Genomic DNA, 24,485 nt, shown 5'->3' with positions numbered 1-24,485 from the left:
CGCTATTTTCAGGAAGCACCCCATGATGGCAACGATAGCTTCAGCGAAGGAACCTCTTTCGAAAACTATCCTAGACATCTATCAAGCCGATGCAGCTATACGTTATCGACTCAGCCGGCAACTGACTGCGGTAGAACTTATGTTACGAACAAAAGTTGCGAAAGTGATAGCTGAAGAGTACTCGCCATATGGAAACTACCTGGAAGACAGCTTTTATTTGGCTACTTGCGACCGAGTCGTGGAATCTTGTCTAAGGGATATCAGTAGGAGTCTAGAACCCTATATTCTTCGATACAAGGAAGAACAATCTTCCACAGGGGAGATGTATTCAACTCTTCCTATCTGGTCAGCTGTACAAGCTTTTTCTTTTGGAACTTTGTCTAAAATAATCGAGCGAGGTGCAAGTGGTAACCTTCATACGAGGCTTGCATCAGAGATTGGTCTTGGTCAAAGGGGCTTTTCTTCCCGAGTGAAGGCACTGGTCTATCTGCGAAATCGTGGTGCACACCATAGTAGGCTCTGGAATCACTCTGTAATTGATGCTGGTGCTACCCCTAACAACGTGAGGGGTAGGGCAAAACGGCTGGTAGGGCAGTTTGATCCCCAATCTATTGCCGATATCGTCGCATCACTGGATGATATCTACCTGCGTTGCGAGCTGGGTAAACCTGTTCTAAATGAGCTTTTTCAGGAATTTTGTGGTGTTCCTTCCTTGTGGGCTGGCTATACCCGACCTCTTTCTCCCCGTAATCACCGATAGCTTAAGAGTATTTATTTTTTTGAGAGAAAACAGGTGTGGTGGGTTTGAAAGCCCAGAAAATCTGGTCATTATCTATCAGCATTTGAAGGGGATTTCGGTAGACAGAAACCTCATAGGGGCTTGCCCGCGTCACAGATGCCTCTATGCTTGACGGGTGGCTTAAAATAGGGGTTGTGAGCACATCAGAGAATACCCAGAATTCAGGGGAAACACCCGCCCCCACCCTGCGCACCATTGACCTGCGCGGGACAACCCACAGCTACGCAGAACTACGGCGCCTTGTTCCCCGCCAGACTAACGAATACCTTGGCAACGCGCTCACCACCGTCCAGGAGATCATCCAGAAGGTTCAGTCAGACGGTGCCGACTACCTGCGCCAGCTTGCCGCCCGCTTTGACGGTGTAGAACAGGGCGCGCTGCGTGTACCCCAGCAAGCTATCGACCGGGCCCTGGAAAACCTGGACCCTGCCGTCCGTAAGGGCCTGGAAGTTGCTATCGAGCGCACCCGTGCTTTTGCCGCAGCCCAGCGCCCCGCCGACCAGACCATTGAGGTAGCACCCGGCGCTGTTCTGACCAACCGCTGGACCCCCGTGCGCCGCGCCGGCGTTTACGTCCCGGGTGGACTGGCTGTCTACCCCTCATCGGTCATCATGAACACCGTCCCGGCCCAGGCCGCAGGAGTGGGGTCCCTTGTGCTCTGCACCCCGCCCCAGAAAGAATTTGACGGCCTACCTCACCCCACCATCCTGGCAGCCGCAGGCTTGCTCGGCATCACCGAGGTCTGGGCGATTGGTGGCGCCGGCGCCCTTGCCGCCATGGCCTACGGTCTAGACGACGCGGGGGAGTACCTTGACCCTGTAGACACCATCACCGGCCCCGGCAACATCTTTGTGGCCATGGCTAAGCGTGCGCTCCAAGGTGTTGTTGGGGTAGACGGAGAAGCCGGTACAACTGAAATTGCTGTGATTGCCGACGAAACCGCTAAGCCCGAATTCGTAGCAGCTGACCTCATCTCACAGGCAGAACACGACCCCAACGCTGGTTCGGTCCTCATCACCCATTCCCAGGCTCTTGCCAAGGCCGTCCAAGAGACTATCAACCGCCGTGCGGCAGCCACCAAGCACGCCGAGCGTGTGGCTACGGCACTCTCGGGCCCTCAATCGGGGATCGTACTCACCGATACCCTTGAAGCTTCTATCTCGGTGGCCGATGCCTATGCCGCTGAACACCTGGAGATTCACACCGAGAACGCCGCTGAAGTGGCCGGTCGTATCCGCAATGCTGGTGCCATCTTCATTGGTTCCTACTCACCGGTACCGCTGGGCGACTACGCGGCAGGTTCTAACCATGTGCTACCTACTGGTGGCTCAGCCTCCTTCGCATCCGGCCTGAACACCTCAGTCTTCATGAAGGCCGTACAGCTCATCGACTATAGCGCAGATGCCCTGGCCGAAATTGGCGACGATATCGTTGCCCTAGCTATCGATGAAGATCTACCTGCCCACGGTGAGGCAATTACCGTCCGTACCCAACCGGGAACTAACCGCTAGGAGGCACCACTATGAACTGCCCCTTCTGCCGCAAAGCCGAATCACGTGTGGTTGACTCACGCACCACCGACGACGGCTCAGCAATCCGCCGCCGCCGTCAGTGCAACAATTGCGGTAAACGCTTTACTACCGTAGAAACAACGGCTGTTTCGGTCATTAAGCGCTCAGGTGTGACCGAGCCCTTCAACCGAGAAAAAATTATTTCTGGTGTCCGAAAAGCCTGCCAAGGCAGGCCTGTAGGGGAGGATGACCTGGCTAAGCTAGCTCAAGAGGTCGAAGAGAACATCCGAGCCAAGGGTCTAGCTGAGATTGACGCGCATGAAGTTGGACTATCTATCCTTGAGCCGCTCTCAAAGCTCGACACCGTAGCCTACCTCCGTTTTGCCAGCGTTTACCAGGCCTTTGAGAGCCTTGATGATTTTGAGCGCGCTATCGCTAACCTCCGCGAGGCAGACGCAGGAGAATGCCAACAACCCACCCTGCTGTAGACACAGAACGAGGCACACCCAACAATACTCGGTGTGCCTCGCTGAATGAATCCATCAAACTATCTCCAAAGCCTTGCCTTATGAGTAGACCCTAACCGATTGCGGTAGGTATTCATCCGATGCAAGCTCAAGGTGCCATTCTTTGCCTTCAGGGTGTGGAGGTAACTTCAGGTCTATTTCACCACCGGTGTTAAAGACCATCAGGATGTTTTCTATCATTACCTGGAAGCATTTAAAGTCTGGGCTGAGCCAGTCATGGTCCTGAGTGGGTACACCATCTGAACGCCACCAGCTAACCTCTTCACCGTGCAGAAAGTCCCGCTGACGCAGCTCAGGGAAACGGCGCCTTAAGCTAGTGAGCTTTCCAACGTATTCAATCAAGGAGCGATCAGCGGATTCCCAATCAATCCAGGTGATCTCGTTGTCCTGGCAGTAGGCGTTGTTATTACCAAACTGTGTATTCCCCAGCTCATCACCGGCAAGCAGCATGGGCACCCCCTGCGAAAGGAATAGGGTAGCAAGCATTGCCCTAATGCGACGCTGACGGGCTGATGCAATATCTGGGTTGTCGGTAGGTCCTTCTACACCGAAGTTGTCACTGTAGTTTTCGCTGTGGCCGTCCTTGTTATTCTCACCGTTTGCTTCGTTATGCTTTTGGGAATAACTGACGATATCGCCTAGGGTGAACCCATCGTGCGCTGATACGAAGTTAATCGATGATGTCGCTGGCCTCCCATAATGGTCAAACTGCCTGGCGCTACCCATGACAGCTGAAGCGAGCTGGCCTACAGCTTCACCGTTTCCTCTCCAAGCCTGACGTACTCCGTCACGGTAAGTATCATTCCACTCACGCCAGGGATGAGGAAAACCTCCGACCTGATAGCCATCTGAACCGGTATCCCAAGGCTCAGCGATCAGCTTGAGCTTCCTGAGCACTGGGTCTTGGGCGATAGCCTGGAAGAAAGCCGCTTGAGAGGAGAACCCAGTCTCATCACGGCCCAGGGTGCTCGCAAGATCAAAACGGAACCCGTCCACACCGTAGCGCTGAGCAAAATGGCGAAGCGAATCGAGTACGAGCCGCAGTACTTGAGGGTTATGAACCGCCAAGGTGTTGCCGGTGCCGGTGACGTTGGCATAGGACCCATCGGAGTTGCGCATATAGTAACCGGCATCGTTGAGCCCGCGCATCGACAGCACGGAATCCCTCTGATCGCCTTCACCACTGTGATTGAAAACAACATCAAGAATTACTTCAATCCCGTGCTCGTGCAAAGTATGCACTGCCTGCCTGAACTCTGCATCTGCCTCTAGCCCGTTGGGGTGTTTAGAGGCATAACGAGGTTCAAGTGCAGAGAAAGCCACCGGCTGGTAGCCCCAATAATTTACTAGGCCACGTCGAACAAGATATTGGTCGTCAATAAAAGCTTGGACAGGCAGCAACTCAAGGGCGTTAACGCCGATATCGCCCAAGTGCTTGAGCACTGCCGGATCCGCTAAAGCAGCGTAGCTGCCACGAATCTCGGGCCGAATATCGGGGTGCTTAGCCGTGAGACCTTTAACGTGGGCCTCAAGAATCACCAGTTCCTCCCAGGTATGGCCGGGGCGGTTGAGCCTTGGATCCGGTCCTTCAGGCAGAGGATCAGCCAGGATGCACTTGGGCATGACAGCTGCGCTGTCGCCCTCGGCATCGACTGCCATCAGAGGGTGCCAGCGCAGGGGAGCATCAAGATGCTGAGCCCACGGGTCAAGCAGAAGTTTATCCGGGTTGAATATGGGGTCGCAGCCGGTAGCCCTCAGGCCGTATCGGTCTGCGGGCTGTAAACCAGCAATATCGCCTACCCAGTACTCACCGTCGCGATGAGTTAGCTCATGCCGGGTTTCAAGCCCCTGCTCATCGAATACACAAAACCATATCTTGCTAGCTCCAGGTGCCCAAATTTCTACCTTCATGCAATGAGATTATCAAACATCTCCGAGTACTTCTGGGCAGAGTGCTCCCAACCAACAGGTTGATCCATGGCAGTTGAGCGCAGCTTCGACCAGGCTTGAGGATTTGCATAGAGGTCTAAAGCGCGACCTAGAGCGAAGCTCAAAGCACCGGCATCAATCCTGCCACCCAGGTAAGCATCACCAAAGGTAAAGCCGGTGGCGGTACCGTCAGCCAGACGCTCGGGAGTAGCATCACTCACAGTATCGCGCAGGCCACCGGTTGCCGCAACAACAGGTACAGTGCCGTAGCGCATACCGTAGAGCTGGGTCAGACCGCTGGGCTCGAAGCGTGAGGGAACCAAGACGATATCCCCACCGGCGTAGAGACGGTGGCTTAAAGCCTCGTCGTAACCGATTCGAATACCCACACGATCCGGGTAACGAGCTGCCAAATCCATCAGGGCACTCTCGTACTCCGCGTCGCCAGAACCCAGAACAACCACCGCGCCCCCCCGATCCAAGAAACTGGGGAGAGCCTCTACCAGCAGGTCAATACCTTTCTGGTAGGTCAAACGGGTAACCACAACAGCCAAGGGCCCGGTAGGCTCCGGCAGATTGAACTCTTTGAGTAGCTTCTGACGGTTAAGGGCCTTGCCCTCCGGCTGAGCAGCGGAATAGGGCTCAACTTCGGGGTCAGTCTCGGGGTTCCATACTGTGGTGTCCACACCGTTGATAATGCCGGAGAGCTCACCGCGGTCACGGCGGGCCGTAACAACACCTTGAAGGCCGAAACCGAAATCTGGGTCGGTGAGCTCCTGCGCATAACTGGGGCTGACAGTGCTCAGATGCGACGCATGAACCATGCCTGCTTTTAAAGTTGAAAGAAGACCATAGTACTCAAGTGAATCAGGTGTGAAATCCCAGGTCGGCAGCCGCATAGCGTCTAGCTGATCAGCACCCACAACACCCTGGAAGGCGATATTGTGTACCGTCATGACCGTGGGGATATTGGCCCCCGCATACTTGAGGTAGGAAGGCACCAGCCCAGCCTGCCAGTCGTGAACATGCACAAGGTCAGGCTTCCAGCTGTCGGTGGTGCCATTCATGGCAATCTGTGCTGCCGCCCAGCTGAGGGCAGCAAAACGGATGTGGTTATCGTGGTGGTCATGCCCGTGCGCCGAGTAGGGGCCACCTTGGCGTGCAAAAAGATGCGGCGCATCGAGCAAGAGCACTTTTAACCCGTCAATCTTGCCTCGCACCACTCTTGCAGGGCCACCGAACAGGTCATCATCATGCCAGACTCGAACCCCCCGCTCGATACGGTCCAATAGCCCAGGGTAGGCCGGAAGGAGTACCCTGGAGGACCAGCCAAGGGGCTCCAGAGCTGCGGGCAGAGCACCCACAACGTCTGCGAGTCCGCCAGTTTTAATCAGCGGTGCGCACTCGGAAGCAACCGAAAGTATACGTTTCACGCGCCCAGCCATACCTACCACTAACCTTCCAGCGCCGCAGCACGGCGCTCAAGCATGGGTTGGGTAATCAAAGTTACCCCGTTCTTGGTGACGCGGAACCACTTGGCGTCTTCTTCAGGATCCTTACCTACAACGAGACCTTCAGGGATGCGCACGTCGCTGTCGATGACACAACGGGATAGGCTAGCGGACTGACCGATATCTACATGGGGGAGTACCACAGCCTGATCCAGCTCAGCGAAAGAATGAACCCTGACCCCTGTGAAGAGCAGAGAGTTAGATACCTGAGCACCTGAAATCACGCAGTCACCAGAAATCAGAGACTGAACCGCTGTACCCTTGCGGGCACCCTCATTATGAATAAACTTAGCGGGCGGAGTAATCTCACCATAGGTCCAGATAGGCCAGGTGCGATCGTAGAAGTCCAGCGGCGGAATGTGGGCGGTCAAATCCAGGTTAGCCTGCCAGAAGGAGTCCAGGGTACCCACGTCGCGCCAGTAGGGCTCAGTCTCAAGGCCGCTCATGACGCATGAGTCGCTAAACCGGTGCGCGTAAGCCCTTCCGTCTTTTACGATCTGCGGGATAATGTCATGGCCAAAGTCGTGCGTGGAATCGGGATCATTCGCATCGGCAATCAGGATTTCACGCAGCAAAGCCCAATCGAACACGTATATCCCCATAGACACCAAGGACTCATCCGGGTTATCCGGTGAACTCGGAGGATTAGCAGGCTTCTCCAAAAAGTCAACGATTCGGCTATTTTCATCAACAGCCATAACACCGAATGCGCTGGCTTCCTCACGCGAGACAGTCAAGCAACCAACGGTGACAGCGGCCTTGTTATCAACATGCTGCTGCAGCATAATCTCATAGTCCATCTTGTAGATGTGATCACCTGCAAGAACAACAATGTACTTTACCTGGTAGTCATCAACGATATCGATGTTCTGGTAGATAGCGTCTGCAGTGCCCAAATACCACTGATGCTCAGAGACACGCTGGCTAGCAGGAAGAATATCAAGGTACTCATTACGCTCAGCACGGAAGAAACCCCAGCCGCGCTGCATATGGCGAATCAGTGAATGAGCCTTGTACTGGGTTGCCACAGCCATCTTTCGAATACCTGAGTTGTAGGCATTCGAGAGAGGGAAGTCGATAATTCTCGCCTTTCCTCCGAAATGGACTGCGGGTTTGGCGCGACGGTCAGTGAGCTCTTCAAGACGGCTGCCACGGCCACCAGCTAGCACGAAGGCCATGGCCTGACTTGAGAGGCGGTGGTTGCCGGTCCTTGGGCTGTTGGGAGGGGTGTTGGGAATCATGATTGTTCCTCTGCAAAATAGATAACTGAAAAGGGTGGAAGTTTGACCAGAGCTGATTGAGCTTCGTTGCCCATGGGGACGGGTTCTGTCTCAATAGCACCACCATGACCACGGTTGCCACCGTGATAGTGGGCCGAGTCGGTATTGAGAACCTCAAGCCAACGTCCAGCTATCGGGAAGGGAACCCTGAAGCCGTCATACTCAGTCGGGCTCATATTCATAACAACCACAATGTGGGGGTCTTGGGGTGCTCCGCGGCGTAACCAGGCGTAAACCTGTTCATCAAGAGCATCAAGAAGGAGCCATTGGAAACCGTGCGGGTCGCAATCACTGCGATGGAGGGCAGGCTGTTGCCGGTAAAGGCTGTTTAGATCTCGTACCAGTGACTGAACCCCCAGATGGCCTGGGTCCTCTAGGACCTTCCACTCAAGTTCGCTCTGGTAGTTCCACTCGCCGGGTTGGCCAAATTCTTGGCCCATGAAGAGAAGCTTTTTGCCGGGGTAAGCCCACATATAGGCTAAAAAGGCTTTGATATTTCCAAGTTTGGATGCATGATCTCCGGGCATCCGCCCATAGAGCGAACCCTTACCGTGGACAACTTCGTCGTGGCTGATGGGGAGCATAAAGCGCTCGCTGAATACGTAGGTTATGCCAAAGGTCAGCAAATCAGAATGGTCCTTGCGGTAACTGGGGTCTAGCCCAAAGTACCTGAGAGAGTCATTCATCCAGCCGAGGTTCCATTTATAGTCAAACCCGAGTCCACCGTCTTGGGTTTCTCGCGTGACGCCGGGGAAGGTTGTGGACTCTTCCGCAATCATCATTGTGCCTTCGGTGTTTCGACCTACGGCATCGTTTGTTTGGCGTACGAAATCGATAGCTTCGTAGTTTTCTCGTCCACCGTCTTTGTTGGGTACCCACTCACCTGCTTTACGGGAGTAATCGCGGTGAATCATCGACGCCACAGCGTCCACTCTTAAACCATCAAGATGGTATTCCTTGAGCCAGTAGATGGCGTTAGAACGCAGATGCCCGGCTACTTCTGGGCGACCATAGTTGTAGATGAAAGTGTTCCAGTCGGGGTGGAAACCCTCTTGGGGGTTTTCGTGTTCGTAGAGGGCTGTGCCATCAAACCGGCCGAGGCCGTGTTCATCGGTGGGGAAATGACCCGGTACCCAATCAGCAATAACTCCGAGTCCCTTTTGGTGAGCCTGATCTACAAAAGCTTGGAAATCTTCAGGTAGCCCGTACCTGTAGGTAGGGGCATACATGCCGATGGGCTGATAGCCCCAGGAACCATCGAAAGGATGCTCGGTAATGGGTAGTACCTCAATATGGGTGAACCCTAGGTCAGCTACATAGTCGATGAGATCATGCCAGCCTTCCTTCCGCCAGGATCCAAGGTGAACCTCATAGACACTGACTGGTGAATCCTGTGCGTGCAGCTGCGCCCGGCTCTGCAACCACTTTTCGTCCTGCCAGGTGTGCTTGCCGAGCTTTCGTACGATAGAGGCAGTTCCCGGGGGGACCTCGGCCCCGAAGCCGACAGGGTCGGCCTTGAGCGGTAACAGCTCATTGTCGTGGCCTAGAATCTCGTACTTATAGACTTCTCCCTCGCCAAGACCGGGGATAAAGAGTTCCCATACACCGCAAGATCCCAGTGGGCGCATGGGGTGTGTGATGCCGTTCCAGCTGTTAAAGGAACCCACTACGGAGACGCGGTGAGCGTTCGGGGCCCATACCGCAAAATGCAGGCCTGGGATATTCTCATGCTCCAGGGGGTGCGCTCCGAGTACCTTCCACAATTGCTCGTGTCGGCCTTCGCCGATAAGGTACTCGTCCAGTGCACCCAGTACGGGTGCAAAGCGGTATGGGTCCTGACGCTCTTCGATATGGCCACCGGTCCACTCAATGCGTAATCGGTAGTAGGGGAGAGGCTCCCCCACAAAGATTGGCATATTTGCCCACGGGCGGATCAGTTCGTTCTGATCTGTATCGTTGACTGCCCAGACCTTCAGAGCGCCTGGGAAGAGTGCAACTAGTTCTTTGCCATCTTCACTGGGGCCAAGAACCTTGAAAGGATCACGGTTCCTCCCTGTGGTGAGGGCTAGAGCTTCTGCTTTGGTGATCGCCATAAGGCTTCTCCAGATTCCTTAAAGTAACGGTCTAGCCTAAATGGCCGGGTCGATTCCCCATATTTGGCTCATGTACTCGCGCACAGAACGGTCGGAGCTGAAGTAACCCATACGGGCAATGTTCAATACCGCCATGCGATTCCAACGAGCTGAATCGCGGTAAGCGGCCTCAACCTCTTGCTGAGCACGATCGTAGTCATCAAAATCAGAGGCGACGAGGAACCAGTCCTTGTTCCACATATCATCGACCAGCTGACCAAAACGGTAAGGCTCACCGGGGCTAAAGGTGCCCTCTGCTACAGCCTGAAGGATGTCCCTAAGAGCCTGGCTCTTCTCGATTGCTAGGCGTGAGTGACCGGGCTGGCTACGGAGCTGAGCTACTTCCTCGGTGGTCAGACCAAAGAGGAAGAAGTTCTCTGCACCAACATGCTCACGGATTTCGACGTTGGCGCCATCGAGGGTACCGATGGTAAGCGCGCCGTTGAGAGCGAACTTCATGTTGCCTGTTCCCGAAGCTTCCATGCCAGCAGTTGAAATCTGCTCGCTCAGGTCAGAAGCAGGAATGAGGCGTTCTGCCATGGAAACGTTGTAGTTCGGCGGGAACACGATACGGAGCAGGTGGTTTGTCTCGGGGTCATTATTGACAAGATCCGCAACATCGTTGATGAGCTTGATGATGTCCTTAGCGGTCTGGTAGCTGGGGGCAGCCTTACCACCGAAGATCTTGACGCGAGGTACCCAGCCAGCGTTCGGGTCACGCTTGATGCGCTGGTAATGCGCAATAGTCCAAAGGATGTTCAGGAGCTGGCGCTTGTATTCGTGCATGCGCTTGACCTGTGAGTCGTACAAAGCATCAGTGGGTAAATCAATGTCGTGCTCTTCGCGCATCCAGCGGGTGAAACGCTCCTTAGCTGCGAGCTTAGTCTGCCCGAAGGCATGGAGGAACTCGGGGTCATCTGCGTATGCTTCAAGTTCTTTGAGACGCTCGAGATCAGTTTCCCAGCCTTCACCGACGGTCTTGGTGATCAACTCAGCCAGCGCGGGGTTTGCTAGCTTGAGCCAGCGGCGCGGAGTAATGCCGTTGGTGATATTCAGGATGCGATCGGGGTGCAGAGCATTGTGCACGGGGAAGAGCTCAGTTCGGACGAGCTCGGTGTGTAAGGCAGACACACCGTTGACACGGTGGCTGGTTGTAAAAGCTAGGTCACCCATATTGACCTGGTCGCCTGAGATGAGGCGGACTGGGTGGGGTGAGCCTGACTGGAGCTCAACAAACTGCTGATCGAGACGCTCAATGATGTGGAGATGGCGAGGTAGCACGTTACGCATCAGGCCAACGGTCCAACGCTCCAGTGCTTCGGGCAGAAGGGTGTGGTTGGTGTAGCCCAGAACGCGGTTGCTCAAATCTGCGGCGCGGTCGAAACCGAAGCCGTGGTCATCGACGAGGATACGGATGAGCTCGGGGCCTGCGATTGCAGGGTGCGTATCGTTCATTTGGATTGCTACGTGCTGATCCAGGTTCTCCAGGGAGGAATGGCCTGCTAGGTGGCGGCGCACGATGTCCTGAACAGATGCTGAAGTCAGGAAGTATTCCTGTGACAGGCGGAGCTGCTTGCCGCCGTCGGTGGTGTCATTGGGGTAGAGCACCCGGCTGAGACTACGAGCAAGAGCTTCGGGCTCAGCGGCGGCTACAAAGTCACCGGAGTTGAATTTACCCAGGTCAAAAAGTTCGGCGTTGGGTGCTGCGGCCCAGAGGCGAAGGGTGTTAGCCCACTTGCCGCCGTAGCCTACAACGGGGGTATCGAATGCCTGGGCCTGCACATGTGTACCGGGCTCCCAGCGCAGAAGACCATTTTCCTCGTACATTTCGCCGCCAAAGCCAACGCCGTAGACTGACTCAGGCCGGTTGAAGTCCCAGGGGTTTCCGTTAGCGAGCCAGTTCTCGGGGTTCTCCTGCTGGCGACCGTCTAGGAAGCTCTGTTCAAAGAGGCCGTGTTCGTAGCGCAGACCGTAACCGTAAGCGGGGCAACCAACAGTTGCCATTGATTCAAGGTAGCAGGCTGCCAGGCGGCCAAGACCACCGTTGCCAAGTGCCGCATCAGGCTCAGCCTTGGCCACGGTTTCAAAATCAAGGCCAAGCTCGCTGAGTGCTTCTTCAGCAGTCTCACGCAGACCCAGGTTGATTGCAAGGTCCTCCATCAGGCGACCGATGAGGAATTCCATTGAAAGGTAGTAGACACGTTTACGGTCTTCGTCCCAGGTGCGTCGTGTAGAGGCAAACCAGGGCTCAACGGCCCTGTCACGCAAAGTGTGCGAAAGCGCGATGCGCCAATCGAAGATAGTTGAATGTTGCGGATCTTTTCCTGCTGTGAACTGAAGATGTTCCAACAAAGAAGCGCGGAAGTTTGCTACTGAAATTTCAGGACGTTCGTTTTGTGCCATACTTCGATACTAATTTCAAATTCGCGGGTAGAGGCAAAAATGGCACGAACCGCCGATACCGATATCAAAAATTCTTTTTTTTGAGACAGAATGAGTTTCCCAGCGGCATGGTACGACTTAAATTGACGCAATCTTGGTGCTTCCTGAGAGATGCTCACAGATGGTTTTGTCTAAAGAAGAGGCCACCAGCTGCATATCTCAGCTGGTGGCCACTGCCTGCTACCACTGCTTTAGGGGGCAGTATTAGGCTTTCGCGGAAGCTCTACGCTTGTGCTCGCTGGGCATGCCACCAGCCCACAGCGCAGCCCCAACAATGCCAGCGTTATTGCGGAGGGTTGCCATAACCATTGGAGTACGCAGCTTCCCCTCAAGATAAGGCATGAACTTCTCAGGATTCTTAGAAATGCCCCCGCCGATAATGAACAGGTCAGGTGAGAAGAGCATCTCAAGGTGTGAGAAGTAGCGGTGCAACCGCTTGCCGTACTTTTTCCAAGAGAGCTCATACACCTCACGAGCACGTGCTGATGCACGGGTCTCAGCATCCTGCCCATCAATCTCGAGGTGACCGAGTTCTGTGTTGGGAATAAGCTGACCGTTGTTAATGAGCGCGGAACCAATTCCGGTACCCAGAGTAATCAGGGCAAGCAGGCCGTCCTTATCCCGTCCCTGGCCATAAGTGGCTTCTGCTAGCCCGGCGGCGTCGGCATCGTTGAGGGCATAGACCAGGCGGCCCCCCAGGGCCTTGCTCATAGTTTCTTCGAGGTTGGTTCCAACCCAGCTGGGGTCAACGTTTGCAGCCGAGAGAGCAAGACCGTTCTTGATGATGGCAGGGAAATCAATTCCGATTGCAGAATCTGAGAGCGGTGCCAGATCGCGCCCCTGTAACTCTTCAACGATCTGGGCTACTACACCTGCACAGGCCTCTGGTGTTGCTGGCTGGGGAGTCGGGATCCGGAAACGGTCACCGACCAGTAAACCGGTACGAATGTCTACAATCCCGCCTTTCATACCGGTACCACCGATATCGATACCGATGACCAGGTCAGCCGGGGTGGGCTCGGGAATCTGGTGGCCTGCTTCTGCCATGTCCTACTCCTTGAAGGTGATGAGGCTAGGGAAGAGTTAGAATGTCGATACCGTCGGCGGTAACAACCATGGTGTGCTCAAACTGGGCGGTGCGCTTGCGGTCTTTGGTGACGACGGTCCAGTCGTCATCCCACATATCCCACTCGATGGTGCCTAAAGTCAGCATGGGTTCGATTGTGAAAATCATGCCTTCTTCGATAAGGGTGTTGTATGCGGGGGCGGCATCGTAGTGGGGAATGATTAGGCCAGAATGGAACTCACGGCCCACACCGTGGCCTGTAAAGTCCCGGACTACACCGTAGCCAAAGCGGGCTGCGTATTTCTCAATCACTCGCCCAATAACATTGATTTCTCGTCCCGGGCGGACAGCCTTCATGGCACGGTTGAGGGCTTCTTCGGTGCGTTCAACAAGCAGACGCGATTCTTCATCAACATTTCCGACCAAGAGTGTACGGTTGGTGTCGCCGTGCATGCCATCGAGGTAAGCGGTGACATCGAGGTTAAGGATGTCTCCGTCTTCAAGAACGGTTGAATCGGGGATTCCGTGGCAGATGACCTCATTTAATGAGGTGCAGACACTCTTGGTGTAACCACGGTAGTCAACGGTTGAGGGGTAGGCACCGTGGTCGCAGATGTACTCGTGCACTAAAACATCGATGTGGTCTGTGGTGGTTCCGGGAACCGCAATTTTTTCGGCTTCTACGATTGCCCCGGCGGCAATCTTGCCAGCGGCTCGCACCCGCTCAATTTCTTCGGGCGTGTAGAAGTTGGAGCCTTTACCTTCATCGGCTTCAGGCTTGCCTACATATTCAGGGCGTTCAATGCCTGCCGGTACCGGGCGCATGGGGGTAACTGTGCCGGGCACCAGGCAACCAAGAGGTGCTTTGCCGGGCTGAGCGGGAAGATTATGGCTAGAAGAATTTGTCGACATGTTATAAATCGTAGCCCCTCTCCTGATGCTCGATGGGGTCTGATGGGTGCCAGGCAAGGAAACTTTTGCCACACTAGGTCGCGTCCAAGCTTTTCTCTTCACTCTTGGAGGGTTTACTGGCATTCCTTGCTTTCTCTTAAACCGCTTTGGTGGCTTACTCCATGGTGTTTCAAAGAAGTGTGACTCTTGCCAAGGGGCCAGGGCCTTCATAGGATGGTTGGGAAGCAGAACGATGCTCTCGTCTGTCACTACATGTAGAGGAAGACATGTCACTTGAGAATGTAACACCTGGTCCCCATGCCACGGAGTTTTACTACAATCTGCGTACCGGGCAAGTAGAAGAGGGCCAGCAGTCAAAAATCACTGAGCTGTGGGGCCCCTTTGCTACACGCGAAGAAGCCGAGCACGCTATGGAAACAGCTAAAAAACGTAACGAAGCCTGGGATGAAGGCAAAAATTCTTGGGGCAAGTAAAACCATAAAAGTCGGGGCCGGTAGCCTGTGCTACCGGCCCCTACACTTTAAGTAAAATCACTGGTCGAATCTGTGCTCGGGTGCGGGATAGGCCCCTGAGCGCACGTCCTGGCGGTAGGCCTGGGCACCTTCCAACAGAGTGTCGTACAGGTTGGCGTACTGCTTAACAAACCGAGCCATCTTGCCCTGGCGTAGCCCGAAAGCATCCTGCCAGACCAGAACCTGACCTGTTACATCAGATCCTGCACCGATGCCGATGACCGGAATATGGACTGCGCGGTCAATCTGTGCCGCTATGTCTGACCGCGTCATCTCAATGAGTAAGCAGAAGGCACCGGCCTCAGTAAGCGCAAGCGCGCTCTCTATGAGCGCTTCTGCGCTATCACCACGCCCTTGCACTCGATAGCCACCCAGGGCATGCTCAGACTGGGGCGTAAAACCGATGTGCGCCATGACAGGGATACCCGCCGCAACCAGGGCCTTAACATGCTCGGTGTGATAGCTAGTTGCCTCCATCTTGATGGCGTGCGCACCGCCTTCTTTCATAAAACGCACTGCGCTAGCAACCGCCTGTTGCGGTGACTGTTCATAGGAGCCAAAGGGCAAATCAGCTACCACCAGGGCGCGCTGGGCGGCTGACGATACAGCCTTCACCAGTGGGAGCATTTCATCAACAGTGATAGTGAGCGTGGAATCATGCCCCAGGACGTTACTGCCAGCGGAGTCTCCCACCAGCAAAACCTCAATACCGGCGCGGTCAAAGATAGTAGCGGTGAGCGTATCGTAGCTGGTGAGCATAGCGAACTTTTCACCAGCTTCTTTGGCCTGGCGCAGGTGAACAGTCCGCACCTTTTTAACATCGAGGACACTACCTGCTGAATTCTGCTGAGCAGATGCGGCCGGGGCGGAAGCCTGTGAGCCGTAGGGAGAACTTTCTTCGTTGAGCATACCCCTAACTTTAGTGGCAGGATCGACCGCGCAAACGACCTGAGGGCGCGTATTCTCAGTCGGTGAAAGAAATGTTTAAAACTGGTTACGGTTCCTTAGTTTGTGCGCGTGCCAGGTAGGCAGAGGGAAACACAAAGTTCTAGAGTTGGAAGGTAGCGAATAAGAACCTGCCCACCGGGGTGCAGGTAGCGCTAGCGACACGAACGGATAGGTTACATGGATCGTCAGCAAGAGTTTGTTCTGCGCACTATTGAGGAACGCAACGTGCGTTTCGTTCGTCTTTGGTTCACCGATGTTGTAGGCCAGCTCAAGTCGGTGGCGATTGCCCCGGCTGAGGTTGAGAGCGCTTTTGATGAGGGAATCGGCTTTGACGGTTCATCCATTGAGGGCCTTTCCCGTGTCTACGAGTCAGACATGCTCTTACAGCCTGACCCCTCAACCTTCCAGGTGCTGCCCTGGCGCGGTGACGACGAACCCACCTCACGCATGTTCTGCGACATTCTCACCCCCGACGGCGAACCCAGTGCTTCGGACACCCGCGGTGTCCTTAAGAAAATTCTTTCCAAAGCCGCAGGCATGGGCTTTACCTGCTACACCTCCCCGGAAATCGAATTCTACCTTCTCAAATCCAAGGAACTGGGACCCAATGGCTTCCCCGAGCCTGTGGACTCTGAAAGCTACTTCGACCACACCCCCGGGGGAGTCGTGCAGGACTTCCGCCGCAAAGCGGTCAGCACCCTTGAAGAAATTGGGATTTCAGTAGAGTTCTCCCACCACGAGACCGGGCCGGGGCAGAATGAAATTGATTTGCGCCATGCCGATGCTCTGCAAACCGCAGATAACATCATGAGTTTCCGCACCGTCATCAAGGAAGTCGCCCTGTCCCAGGGTATCTATGCGACCTTCATGCCCAAGCCTTTTACCGAACACGCCGGTAGCGGCATGCACACCCACTTCTCCCTGTTTGAAGGTGATACCAACGCTTTCTTTGAGGCAGGAGCCGAGTACCAGCTTTCACGCACCGCCAAGCACTTCATCGCCGGTGTCTTGCAGCATGCACCCGAATTCACCTCGGTCACCAACCAATTCGTCAACTCCTACAAGAGGCTGTGGGGCGGCGGTGAAGCACCCTCCTATGTCTCTTGGGGCCATAACAACCGCTCGGCCCTGGTCCGTGTGCCGCTCTACAAGCCCAACAAGATGCAGTCAGCCCGTATGGAATACCGCGGTATCGACTCGGCGACCAACCCCTACCTGGCCTACGCCGTTATCCTGGCGGCTGGCCTGAAGGGAATCGAGAACGAGTACGAGCTACCCTCGGCAGCGGTTACGGAAGATATCTCCGCAATGACCAGCGCGGAGCGCCGTGCCATGGGCTACCACGCCTTGCCCTCATCTCTCTACGATGCAATCCACCGCACCGAAGAATCAGAATTTATGGCCGAAACACTGGGCGAGCAGGTTTTTGAGCAGTTCCTGCGTAACAAGCGCCGTGACTGGAACGCTTTCCGTGCCGAAGTAACCCCCTACGAGCTTAAGACCAGCCTCGGTATCCTCTAACAAGGCTGTGCAGGCGTAGCCCCTACTAGGGCGCTACGCCTGCCTTGTTGTATCTAGCAGAACCCCAACAGCCCAAGGAGCAAGACACGGTGACAGCCCCAAAAACTACCTCAGCGCACCCCGATGACGTTACCCGCCGCGCAGAAGAAGAACGCAAGGCACATGTGCGCCTCATCAGTGAGATGGCAGCACTGGGTTTCTACGATGCTGCCAAGAGCGCTCGCTGGCTGGATTCACCCGAACTGGCAAGGGTCGACCGTAATAAACTTTTTGAGGGTCTGAGGTTGGCACCTTCACCTGACATTGCTCTGCCTGCGCTGGTGAGGCTGATTGAGAGAGCGCCGAAGGTAGCAGAACTTGCAGGGCGAGGTGCTGATGCCCCCGCTCTCTACCGCTTACTTGGCGGCTCAGAAGCACTGGGGGAGTTTCTTATTCGACGCCCAGAGCACACAGACCTGCTAGAGATTGAGGATAAGCAGCTAGCCTATGAAGATTTCCCCCGGTCGCTGCTACCGGAAACTGATAATGAGTTCCTGACCCCCATTGCCCCGCTTGACACCGTGTACCGGGCGGACCTGCTCAAGGCCGTAGGAGCGGACCCTGATTCTGATACACCCAAAGCAAGCTTGACGGGAAAAGAGGCTTACACCGCGCTTCGCATAGCCTACCGCCGGCACATCACCGAGCTAGCTATCCACGACCTCACCAGCTACGCGCCGGTCAAATTTATGCCTACTGTGGGGCATGTCTTAGCTGACCTGGCAGCGGGCGCTCTTGAAGCAGCACTGGCCGTTGCTCGCGCCGAGGTTTCGGCAGCGCGAGGAGAGGACACTGTTGCCGCAGTTGAACTGGCGATCATCGGTATGGGTAAGTGCGGTGCACGGGAACTCAACTACATCTCGGATGTTGATGTGGTCTATGCAGTGGCACACGCACCGCTTTCAGACCTTCCAGAGGGATTCACCCCCCTAGATGAGAACACCCTGACACAGGTGGGCCTTGAGCTCGTTCAGGCTCTATCCAAAGCAATTATGGCACCAGCGCCAGAACCGGCCCTATGGGAGGTCGACGCCAACCTCCGCCCCGAGGGTAAAGACGGGGCGCTTGTCCGTACCGTAGAGTCCTATACCAGCTACTACAAACGGTGGGCGGATAACTGGGAATTCCAGGCCCTCCTGAAAGCCCGCCCCATAGCGGGCAACCCTGCCCTGGGGGTACGGTGGGCGAGGGCTATGCGCCCCTTCGTCTGGGAGTCAGCGGCCAGGGACTCCTTCGTGGAATCCGTCCAGGCCATGAGACACAGGGTGACAGATAATATCCCTGCCGCTGAAGTTGACCGTCAGATTAAGCTTGGCCCCGGAGGGCTGCGCGACGTAGAGTTCACGGTTCAACTACTCCAGCTAGTCCACGGTCGAACCGATGAGAGCGTCCGAACTCAGACAACCACCGACTCTCTGAGTGCACTAGCAAAGGCCAGCTATATCAGCCGCAAAGATGCCCTTGACTTCGCCGAAAACTATGCCACCCTCCGGGTCATGGAACACCGTATTCAGCTGCTCTATATGCGCCGGACCCACCTCATGCCCGCCAAAGAAAAGGACCGACGCACCCTAGCTAGGGGTATGAGCTCGCCACTAGCCCCCAACCAGCTGACCGAAGCCGACATGCTCAAACAGTGGGCAAAAATCAAACGGGTGGTTAAGCTACTCCACGAAAGGCTCTTCTTTCGTCCGCTTCTTGCCGCGGTGGCTCACCTATCCAAGGACGAGGTAGCCCTCAGCCCCCAAGCCGCACAAGACCGTTTGGCAGCCCTGGGCTACAAGGACCCCCGCCGCGCTATGGGGCACATCGAGGCCCTGACCAAAGGCCTACGCCGCTCTGCCGAAATTCAGCGAACGCTCATGCCGGTACTCTTGGGGTGGTTCGCCAAGGGAGTAGACCCCGATGCTGGCCTACTGGGTTTCCGCCGTATCAGTGAGTCCCTTGGCGGTACCCCCTGGTATCTGCGTATGCTCCGAGACTCACCCGCCGCAGCAGAGCGTCTATGCACCCTACTCTCCAGCTCACGCTTTATCACTGACCTACTGGAAGATACCCCCGAACCCATTGCTTGGCTTGACCGAGACGAGGACCTCAAACCGCGAGACACCGAGGTCATCATTGGTGAACTACGCTCCCAGCTCACCCGGCACACCGACCCCCTGGATGCCATCCGTGCCGTCCGCATGGCACGACGCCGTGAAATCCTCCGGTTATCTATGGGTGAAGCGCTAGGACTGACCACCACTGAGGAAGTCGCACACGGTCTGTCCGACATCGATCGAGGGGCTATCCAGTCAGCGCTCGCTATTGCCGAACGCGAACTCTACGCTGAGGGCCGAGAACCGCTCACCCATGTAGCAGTCATCGCAATGGGCCGTCAAGGCGGGGCCGAAATTGGCTACGGCTCAGACTCAGACCTCATGTACGTTCATATTCCGTGCCCAGGAGCAGACGAACGTGAAGCCCAAGCAGAAGCCACCGAACTCATTAACCGCATGGTTCAGCTCCTCAAACAGCCGACCAAGCCGCCGATTCGTGCCGAGAAAGTGCTCGAGATTGACGCCGACTTGCGGCCAGAGGGCAAACAGGGGGCTATGGTGCGCTCGCTGGACTCATTCCGGGAGTACTACGAACGTTGGGCCGATACCTGGGAGTTCCAGGCTCTACTGCGTGCCCGCCCCTTTGCTGGTTCTGAGACGGTGGGGCAGGCTTTTGTGGAGCTGATTGCTCCTTACCGTTACCCGTCTACTTTTGGGGCTGCGCAGGTGACTGAGATTCGGCGTATGAAAGCGCGTGTGGAAACCGAACGTATGCCTCGTGGGGCCGATAAAACTCGTCAGCTCAAACTGGGCAGGGGTGGTCTAACCGATGTTGAGTGGCTGGTTCAGCTCCTTCAGCTTCAGCACGCGCACCGGGTTCAGGGTATGCAAACGACCTCAACGTTGGGGGCTTTGGCTGCCGCCGTTGAGGCCGGAATTGTTGAGCAGGACGATGCTCAGCTTCTGAGTTCGGCCTGGAGACTTGCCTCGAAGATCCGTGGTTTGAATGTTTTGAGGACGGGCCGGGCTTCAGATACTTTAACGACAACCCGATCTGATCTTGAGGCCATTGCGCGTTGGTGCGGCTATGAACCGAACTCGGCACGCTTACTCGAAGATGACTACCTGCGTATCACCCGTCAGGCTCGGGCTGTCTATGAGAAGCTGTTCTACCCGGCCTAGACACCACGCGGAAAGAGAAGAAGGTAGTGACTGAGCACAATGGTGTGGCTACTGTACATATCGACCGTCTTGACTCTATGGATGACCGCGTTTTGCGCGCCGGATGGCCGACTGGCAGGCTACACCTTAATGTACCGGCTTCAGGGAAGCGAAACGGTTGAGCAGGATGATGGGCGACTACCGAGGCAAGGGACTGGGCCTTGCTCTAAAGATAGCCAACCACCGTCAGCTTGAGCCTAAGGGCACCGATTTTACGGGGCTGGTGAGTTGGGTTGATCGCAATGATCTTGCAATGCGAGCTATCAACCAGCAACTGGGCTATCAAAGCCTGGAACTATGCCAGATAGTCGAGAAGCAGGGGTAGCTAGTGCTGCTCTGCTTTCGAGATTTGGTCTGCCAAATCTTCGGGGGAGAGATCTGCATTTGAGAAAGCCTCGTTGAGCGGCAGGTGCAGGCGGAGCCCGGTACCCGGGCAGATTTCTACATGCGCACTGCGGAGTTTGAAGTCTACAAGGTGCCCACCCTTATCGCGTTCATCGTTGATAAAGTGTGCATGACACCCGGGCACACCGATACCCTGCTCGTAAATAGGGGTGCGGAACCCAACGATAGTGCCGGTAACATCATCAAACTGGACGATGTCCTCGCCTTCTACCGCATCAACCATCTTGGGGTAGGGCTTGGACTGCTTCTTGACGGTTCGGGTGCGTACCCACTCAAAGTCGCCCACAATTTTGATGGCATACATGTAGTTATCTGAGAGAGTGAAATCATCAAGCACCTGGGCTGCTCGTTGACGGAGAAGATTGCGGGGTAAATCCCGCTTAATTGCCGGAACAAAGTTAGTAATCACCGCAAAGGGTGTCTTCTGGTCCAGGTCCGCTAAGGACACAGAGCCGTCAAAGCGCATCTGGTAGCAGGTTCCATCGAGCACAACCATCTCACCGTCAAGACCGTCAAAGGTGCCCACCCCAAAATTGCCGTGCCCCAGGAGCTCACCGATTGTCATATCGCCGTCGTAGATACCGTCTAATAGCTGGCTCATGAGGCCGGTCTGGAAGACTTCGTTCCGGTAGATGGTGCTACGTCCTTCAAGAATTGAACTCTGCTTGCTCATGTTTTCATCTCTTCTGAACTTATCGGTCTTTACACTCAAAAGCCGCGCCCCACACCCACAGAATCTGTGGATGTGGGAGCGCGACCCTGGGCTTATGGCACCAGTTTACGGCAGATTAGACACCGTAGTACAGCTGGTACTCCAGCGGGTGCGGCACCAGTGAGAGGGGCTCCAGCTCCTTGGTGCGCTTATAGTCAATCCATGCCTGGATGAGGTCCTCGGTGAAAACATCGCCGGCGAGCAGGAAGTCGTGGTCTGCTTCAAGAGCGGCCAGGGCTTCTTCGAGGTTGGCAGGAGCCTTCTTGATATCTGCTGCTTCTTCAGAGGGCAGCTCGTAGAGGTCCTTGTCAATCGGCGCTGGGGGTTCAATGCGGTTGCGGATACCGTCTAGACCAGCCATGAGCTGGGCAGCGAAAGCCAGGTAGGGGTTTGAAGAGGGGTCCGGTGCACGGAACTCTAGACGCTTAGCCTTGGGATTTGAACCGGTGATGGGGATGCGGATACCGGCTGAACGGTTACCCTGCGAGTAGACCATGTTCACGGGTGCTTCGTAACCGGGAACCAGGCGCTTGTAGGAGTTTACGGTGGGGTTGGTGAAAGCCAGAACTGATGAGGAGTGCTCAATCAGACCACCGATGTACCAGCGGGCAAGGTCGGAGAGGCCAGCGTAGCCACGCTCATCGTAGAAGAGGGGCTCGCCGTCGAGCCAGAGTGACTGGTGGCAGTGCATACCTGAACCATTGTCACCGAAGACGGGCTTGGGCATGAAGGTGACGGTCTTGCCCCAGGCATCGGCGGTGTTCTTGATGACGTACTTAAACTTGAGCAGGTCATCTGCAGCCTGGGTCAGGGTGGAGAACTTGTAGTTGATCTCTGCCTGGCCGGGTGCGCCAACCTCGTGGTGAGAACGCTCGACTTCGAGGCCAACTTCATCGAGGGCTACGCACATGGCATCGCGTAGGTCGGCCTGCTTATCGACTGGAGAGACAGGAAAATAGCCGCCCTTGGTCAGTGTCTTGTTACCCAGATTACCGCCATCTTCGGTCCTAGCTGAGTTCCAGGGAGCTTCATCGGAGTCGATCTTGAAGGAAACAGACTGGGGGGTCACCTCGTGCTGGACGTTCTCGAAGACGAAGAATTCAGCTTCTGAGGCGAAGAAAGCGGTATCGGCAATACCTGTTGACTTGAGGTATTCTTCAGCACGCTCAGCAACACCTCGGGGGTCACGGTGATAGGGCTCTCCGGTGCGTGGGTTGACAATGGAGCCGGTGATGATCAGGGTCTTCTCAAGACGGAAGGGATCAACATAGGCACTGGCTACATCGGGAATGAGCTGCATATCGGACTCAGCGATACCCTGAAAGCCCCGAATAGAGGACCCATCAAACATCTGGCCTACTGTGAAGAAATCTTCATCAATGGATTTTGCGGGCATGTTGAAGTGCTGCTGGACACCGGGAAGGTCGGTGAAGCGGATGTCAACAAACTTGACGTCTTCCTTGGTGATGAAGTCTATGACTTCCTGTGAGGTTGTGAACATAATTGGGTGTTCTCCTTGAGATATATCGACCCCGGGGCCCCATGGGTGGGCACCTGGATGTTGTATCTAGCCTAGAGCTAGTTTTTTGCCCTCAAGTGTCGCCTTTGTTTCGCTTGTGTAACAGCCTGAGCACCAAGTTGCAGGCGTGTTAAGGGCTCCTGCAGCTGGCTAAGCTCTCTTTCATTCTAGGAAAGCGGTCAGTGCTCTTGGGTGACCGTGGTATCTCATAGATGACTTTTCTGGGTAGGGGAGTTGCTCTTAAGCCGGTAAGGTTAGATGTTGTGGTATCAAGAAAAGATTTAGGTTCATGGCTTGACGGTGCCCCCACCCATATGGATTACCCGGGGCAGGATATGGGGCGCCCCCGTTCTGGCAGGGGAGCAATTGCCCGCCCTTTGAGCCGCTTGATTGCGTTTTGTATGGATTGGTACCTCATTAAAGGTATTTTCTTCCTCCTGGGGAAGTTTGTTTTCCCCGGTGCGAACCTAGCCTCTCTCGATATTGCCCAGCTCATTTTTTTCTGGCTTTACATGGTTTCTGCCGTTGGTTTCATGGGGCATAGCATAGGTCATTTTGTCATGGGAATGCAGGTTCAGAGCCTTGACGGTAAACCTGCCGGGTGGCTCTCTGCTCTCGTCCGCCAGAGCATGGTGATGCTGGTTCTTCCTGTCCTGATCATGGACGCTGACCAACGGGGGCTTCACGACCGTGCACGTCATACCATTTTGGTTCTTATTCGTTAGATGGTGTAGATATGTCAGATGATTCCATAAGGGAAGACAAAAACCCTAGCATGCAAAGAGAACATGACCCAGCTCTGCCCCCTTTCCTGACTTCCCCAGGCAAGGTCGATAAGATTCTGCTGTCCCTACTGGGATTCATGACGATTTTCTCCCTGGCGATTATACCCACTCGGGCTTTCTTGCTGGTTGAGCATCCCTGGGTTCTGTCGCTCTTGACCGGCTCCGGTTTGGGAGTTCTGATTACCGCCGCCCAGAATCCCCACCAGTACCTTCTATGGGCTGTGTTGGTTACGGTGACAGCTCTGAGCCATATCAAGTTCATGGCCGTTTACTTTTTTATGGGTAAGCATTGGGGCCAAGACTTTATCAATTGGATTTTCGCCAGCCATACACCGCTCTGGTACCGCAAGCTGGAGGGCTTTGTGGAACGGCACCTACTGGTGAGCCTTCTCCTGGGGTTTATCCCTTTTTCGCCTATTCCCGCTACCTTGCTGGTAGCTATAGCCGGTATCCGCAAGATCAAGGGTATGGTCATCGGTGTCTATATCTATATTCTCGCCCTGCTGAATAAGTGCTTCTACCTGTACCTGGGCGTTACCTTTGGTGAGGGAATCCAGCCTATTCTCAAAACCATTGATCGCTACATGATGCAGATAACCCTGGCGCTGTTGCTCTATGTCTTTGTGGTCAACTGGTGGAAGGGCTCCAAGAAGCAGAAAGAAGATCGGTAGG

General features: G+C 55.2%; 19 protein-coding genes. 9 read left to right on the top strand and 10 right to left on the bottom strand.

Annotated features, from left to right (window positions below):
* Positions 1-22 precede the first annotated feature (22 nt).
* From ACN085_RS03690 to nrdR, 3 genes are all read left to right on the top strand, one after another.
* A complete protein-coding gene (locus ACN085_RS03690; RefSeq protein ID WP_419110640.1) occupies positions 23-760 on the top strand; it encodes an Abi family protein in 738 nt (245 codons plus the stop codon).
* Between the two features lie 143 nt (positions 761-903).
* Positions 904-2,310, top strand: coding sequence for a histidinol dehydrogenase (gene hisD / locus ACN085_RS03685; protein ID WP_419110639.1), 1,407 nt, complete (start codon positions 904-906; stop codon positions 2,308-2,310).
* An 11-nt stretch (positions 2,311-2,321) separates the two neighbouring features.
* A complete protein-coding gene (gene nrdR / locus ACN085_RS03680; protein ID WP_419100071.1) occupies positions 2,322-2,798 on the top strand; it encodes a transcriptional regulator NrdR in 477 nt (158 codons plus the stop codon).
* Positions 2,799-2,876: 78 nt separating this feature from the next.
* Here the strand turns inward: nrdR and glgX are convergent, their stop codons facing one another.
* From glgX to map, 7 genes are all read right to left on the bottom strand, one after another.
* On the bottom strand, positions 2,877-4,748 hold the full coding sequence (gene glgX / locus ACN085_RS03675) for a glycogen debranching protein GlgX (RefSeq protein ID WP_419110638.1): 1,872 nt from the start codon (positions 4,746-4,748) through the stop codon (positions 2,877-2,879).
* Positions 4,745-6,199, bottom strand: a complete 1,455-nt coding sequence (gene glgA, locus ACN085_RS03670) for a glycogen synthase GlgA (protein ID WP_419110637.1) — start codon at positions 6,197-6,199, stop codon at positions 4,745-4,747. The genes glgX and glgA overlap by 4 nt, the downstream gene beginning before the upstream one ends.
* Before the next feature lie 20 nt (positions 6,200-6,219).
* The gene (gene glgC, locus ACN085_RS03665) at positions 6,220-7,518 is read right to left on the bottom strand and encodes a glucose-1-phosphate adenylyltransferase (RefSeq protein ID WP_419100074.1); all 1,299 of its coding nucleotides are present in this window, start codon (positions 7,516-7,518) and stop codon (positions 6,220-6,222) included.
* Entirely contained in the window at positions 7,515-9,650 is a 2,136-nt protein-coding gene (gene glgB, locus ACN085_RS03660; protein ID WP_419110636.1) for a 1,4-alpha-glucan branching protein GlgB, read from the bottom strand. The genes glgC and glgB overlap by 4 nt, the downstream gene beginning before the upstream one ends.
* 36 nt (positions 9,651-9,686) lie before the next feature.
* Positions 9,687-12,092, bottom strand: coding sequence for a glycogen/starch/alpha-glucan phosphorylase (locus tag ACN085_RS03655; RefSeq protein WP_419110635.1), 2,406 nt, complete (start codon positions 12,090-12,092; stop codon positions 9,687-9,689).
* Positions 12,093-12,335: 243 nt separating this feature from the next.
* Positions 12,336-13,178 (bottom strand): polyphosphate--glucose phosphotransferase, encoded by an 843-nt coding sequence (gene ppgK, locus ACN085_RS03650; protein ID WP_419110634.1) that lies wholly within the window; start codon positions 13,176-13,178, stop codon positions 12,336-12,338.
* A 25-nt stretch (positions 13,179-13,203) separates the two neighbouring features.
* Positions 13,204-14,109, bottom strand: coding sequence for a type I methionyl aminopeptidase (gene map, locus ACN085_RS03645; protein WP_419110633.1), 906 nt, complete (start codon positions 14,107-14,109; stop codon positions 13,204-13,206).
* A 266-nt stretch (positions 14,110-14,375) separates the two neighbouring features.
* Between map and ACN085_RS03640 the strand changes: the two genes are divergently transcribed.
* On the top strand, positions 14,376-14,582 hold the full coding sequence (locus ACN085_RS03640) for an SPOR domain-containing protein (RefSeq protein WP_419100079.1): 207 nt from the start codon (positions 14,376-14,378) through the stop codon (positions 14,580-14,582).
* A 57-nt stretch (positions 14,583-14,639) separates the two neighbouring features.
* Here ACN085_RS03640 and panB read toward each other — a convergent pair whose 3' ends face one another.
* Positions 14,640-15,530, bottom strand: a complete 891-nt coding sequence (gene panB / locus ACN085_RS03635; RefSeq protein ID WP_419100080.1) for a 3-methyl-2-oxobutanoate hydroxymethyltransferase — start codon at positions 15,528-15,530, stop codon at positions 14,640-14,642.
* Between the two features lie 216 nt (positions 15,531-15,746).
* Here panB and glnA (ACN085_RS03630) point away from each other — a divergent pair, with 216 nt between their 5' ends.
* The 3 genes from glnA (ACN085_RS03630) (at position 15,747) to ACN085_RS03620 (ending at position 20,717) form a co-directional block, all read left to right on the top strand.
* Positions 15,747-17,090: a type I glutamate--ammonia ligase gene (glnA, locus tag ACN085_RS03630; RefSeq protein WP_419100081.1), complete on the top strand. Its 1,344-nt coding sequence runs from the start codon at positions 15,747-15,749 to the stop codon at positions 17,088-17,090.
* Positions 17,091-17,179: 89 nt separating this feature from the next.
* The gene (locus ACN085_RS03625) at positions 17,180-20,353 is read left to right on the top strand and encodes a bifunctional [glutamine synthetase] adenylyltransferase/[glutamine synthetase]-adenylyl-L-tyrosine phosphorylase (protein WP_419110632.1); all 3,174 of its coding nucleotides are present in this window, start codon (positions 17,180-17,182) and stop codon (positions 20,351-20,353) included.
* A gap of 157 nt (positions 20,354-20,510) precedes the next feature.
* Complete coding sequence (locus ACN085_RS03620; protein ID WP_419110631.1) at positions 20,511-20,717, top strand: hypothetical protein; 207 nt, start codon at positions 20,511-20,513, stop codon at positions 20,715-20,717.
* Here the strand turns inward: ACN085_RS03620 and budA are convergent, their stop codons facing one another.
* Complete coding sequence (gene budA / locus ACN085_RS03615; RefSeq protein ID WP_419100084.1) at positions 20,718-21,470, bottom strand: acetolactate decarboxylase; 753 nt, start codon at positions 21,468-21,470, stop codon at positions 20,718-20,720.
* Between the two features lie 115 nt (positions 21,471-21,585).
* A complete protein-coding gene (gene glnA, locus ACN085_RS03610; RefSeq protein ID WP_419110630.1) occupies positions 21,586-23,010 on the bottom strand; it encodes a type I glutamate--ammonia ligase in 1,425 nt (474 codons plus the stop codon).
* A 281-nt stretch (positions 23,011-23,291) separates the two neighbouring features.
* On the opposite strand from glnA (ACN085_RS03610), the gene ACN085_RS03605 reads away from it, so the two are divergent.
* The gene (locus tag ACN085_RS03605; protein WP_419100086.1) at positions 23,292-23,753 is read left to right on the top strand and encodes an RDD family protein; all 462 of its coding nucleotides are present in this window, start codon (positions 23,292-23,294) and stop codon (positions 23,751-23,753) included.
* A gap of 50 nt (positions 23,754-23,803) precedes the next feature.
* On the top strand, positions 23,804-24,484 hold the full coding sequence (locus tag ACN085_RS03600) for a hypothetical protein (RefSeq protein ID WP_419110629.1): 681 nt from the start codon (positions 23,804-23,806) through the stop codon (positions 24,482-24,484).
* Position 24,485 lies beyond the last annotated feature (1 nt).

Origin of the sequence: Rothia sp. P4278, assembly GCF_048512945.1 — a bacterium.
Taxonomy (GTDB): domain Bacteria; phylum Actinomycetota; class Actinomycetes; order Actinomycetales; family Micrococcaceae; genus Rothia.
The sequence above is the reverse complement of the archived record's forward strand: the minus strand, read 5'-3'. Positions and strand labels throughout refer to the sequence as shown.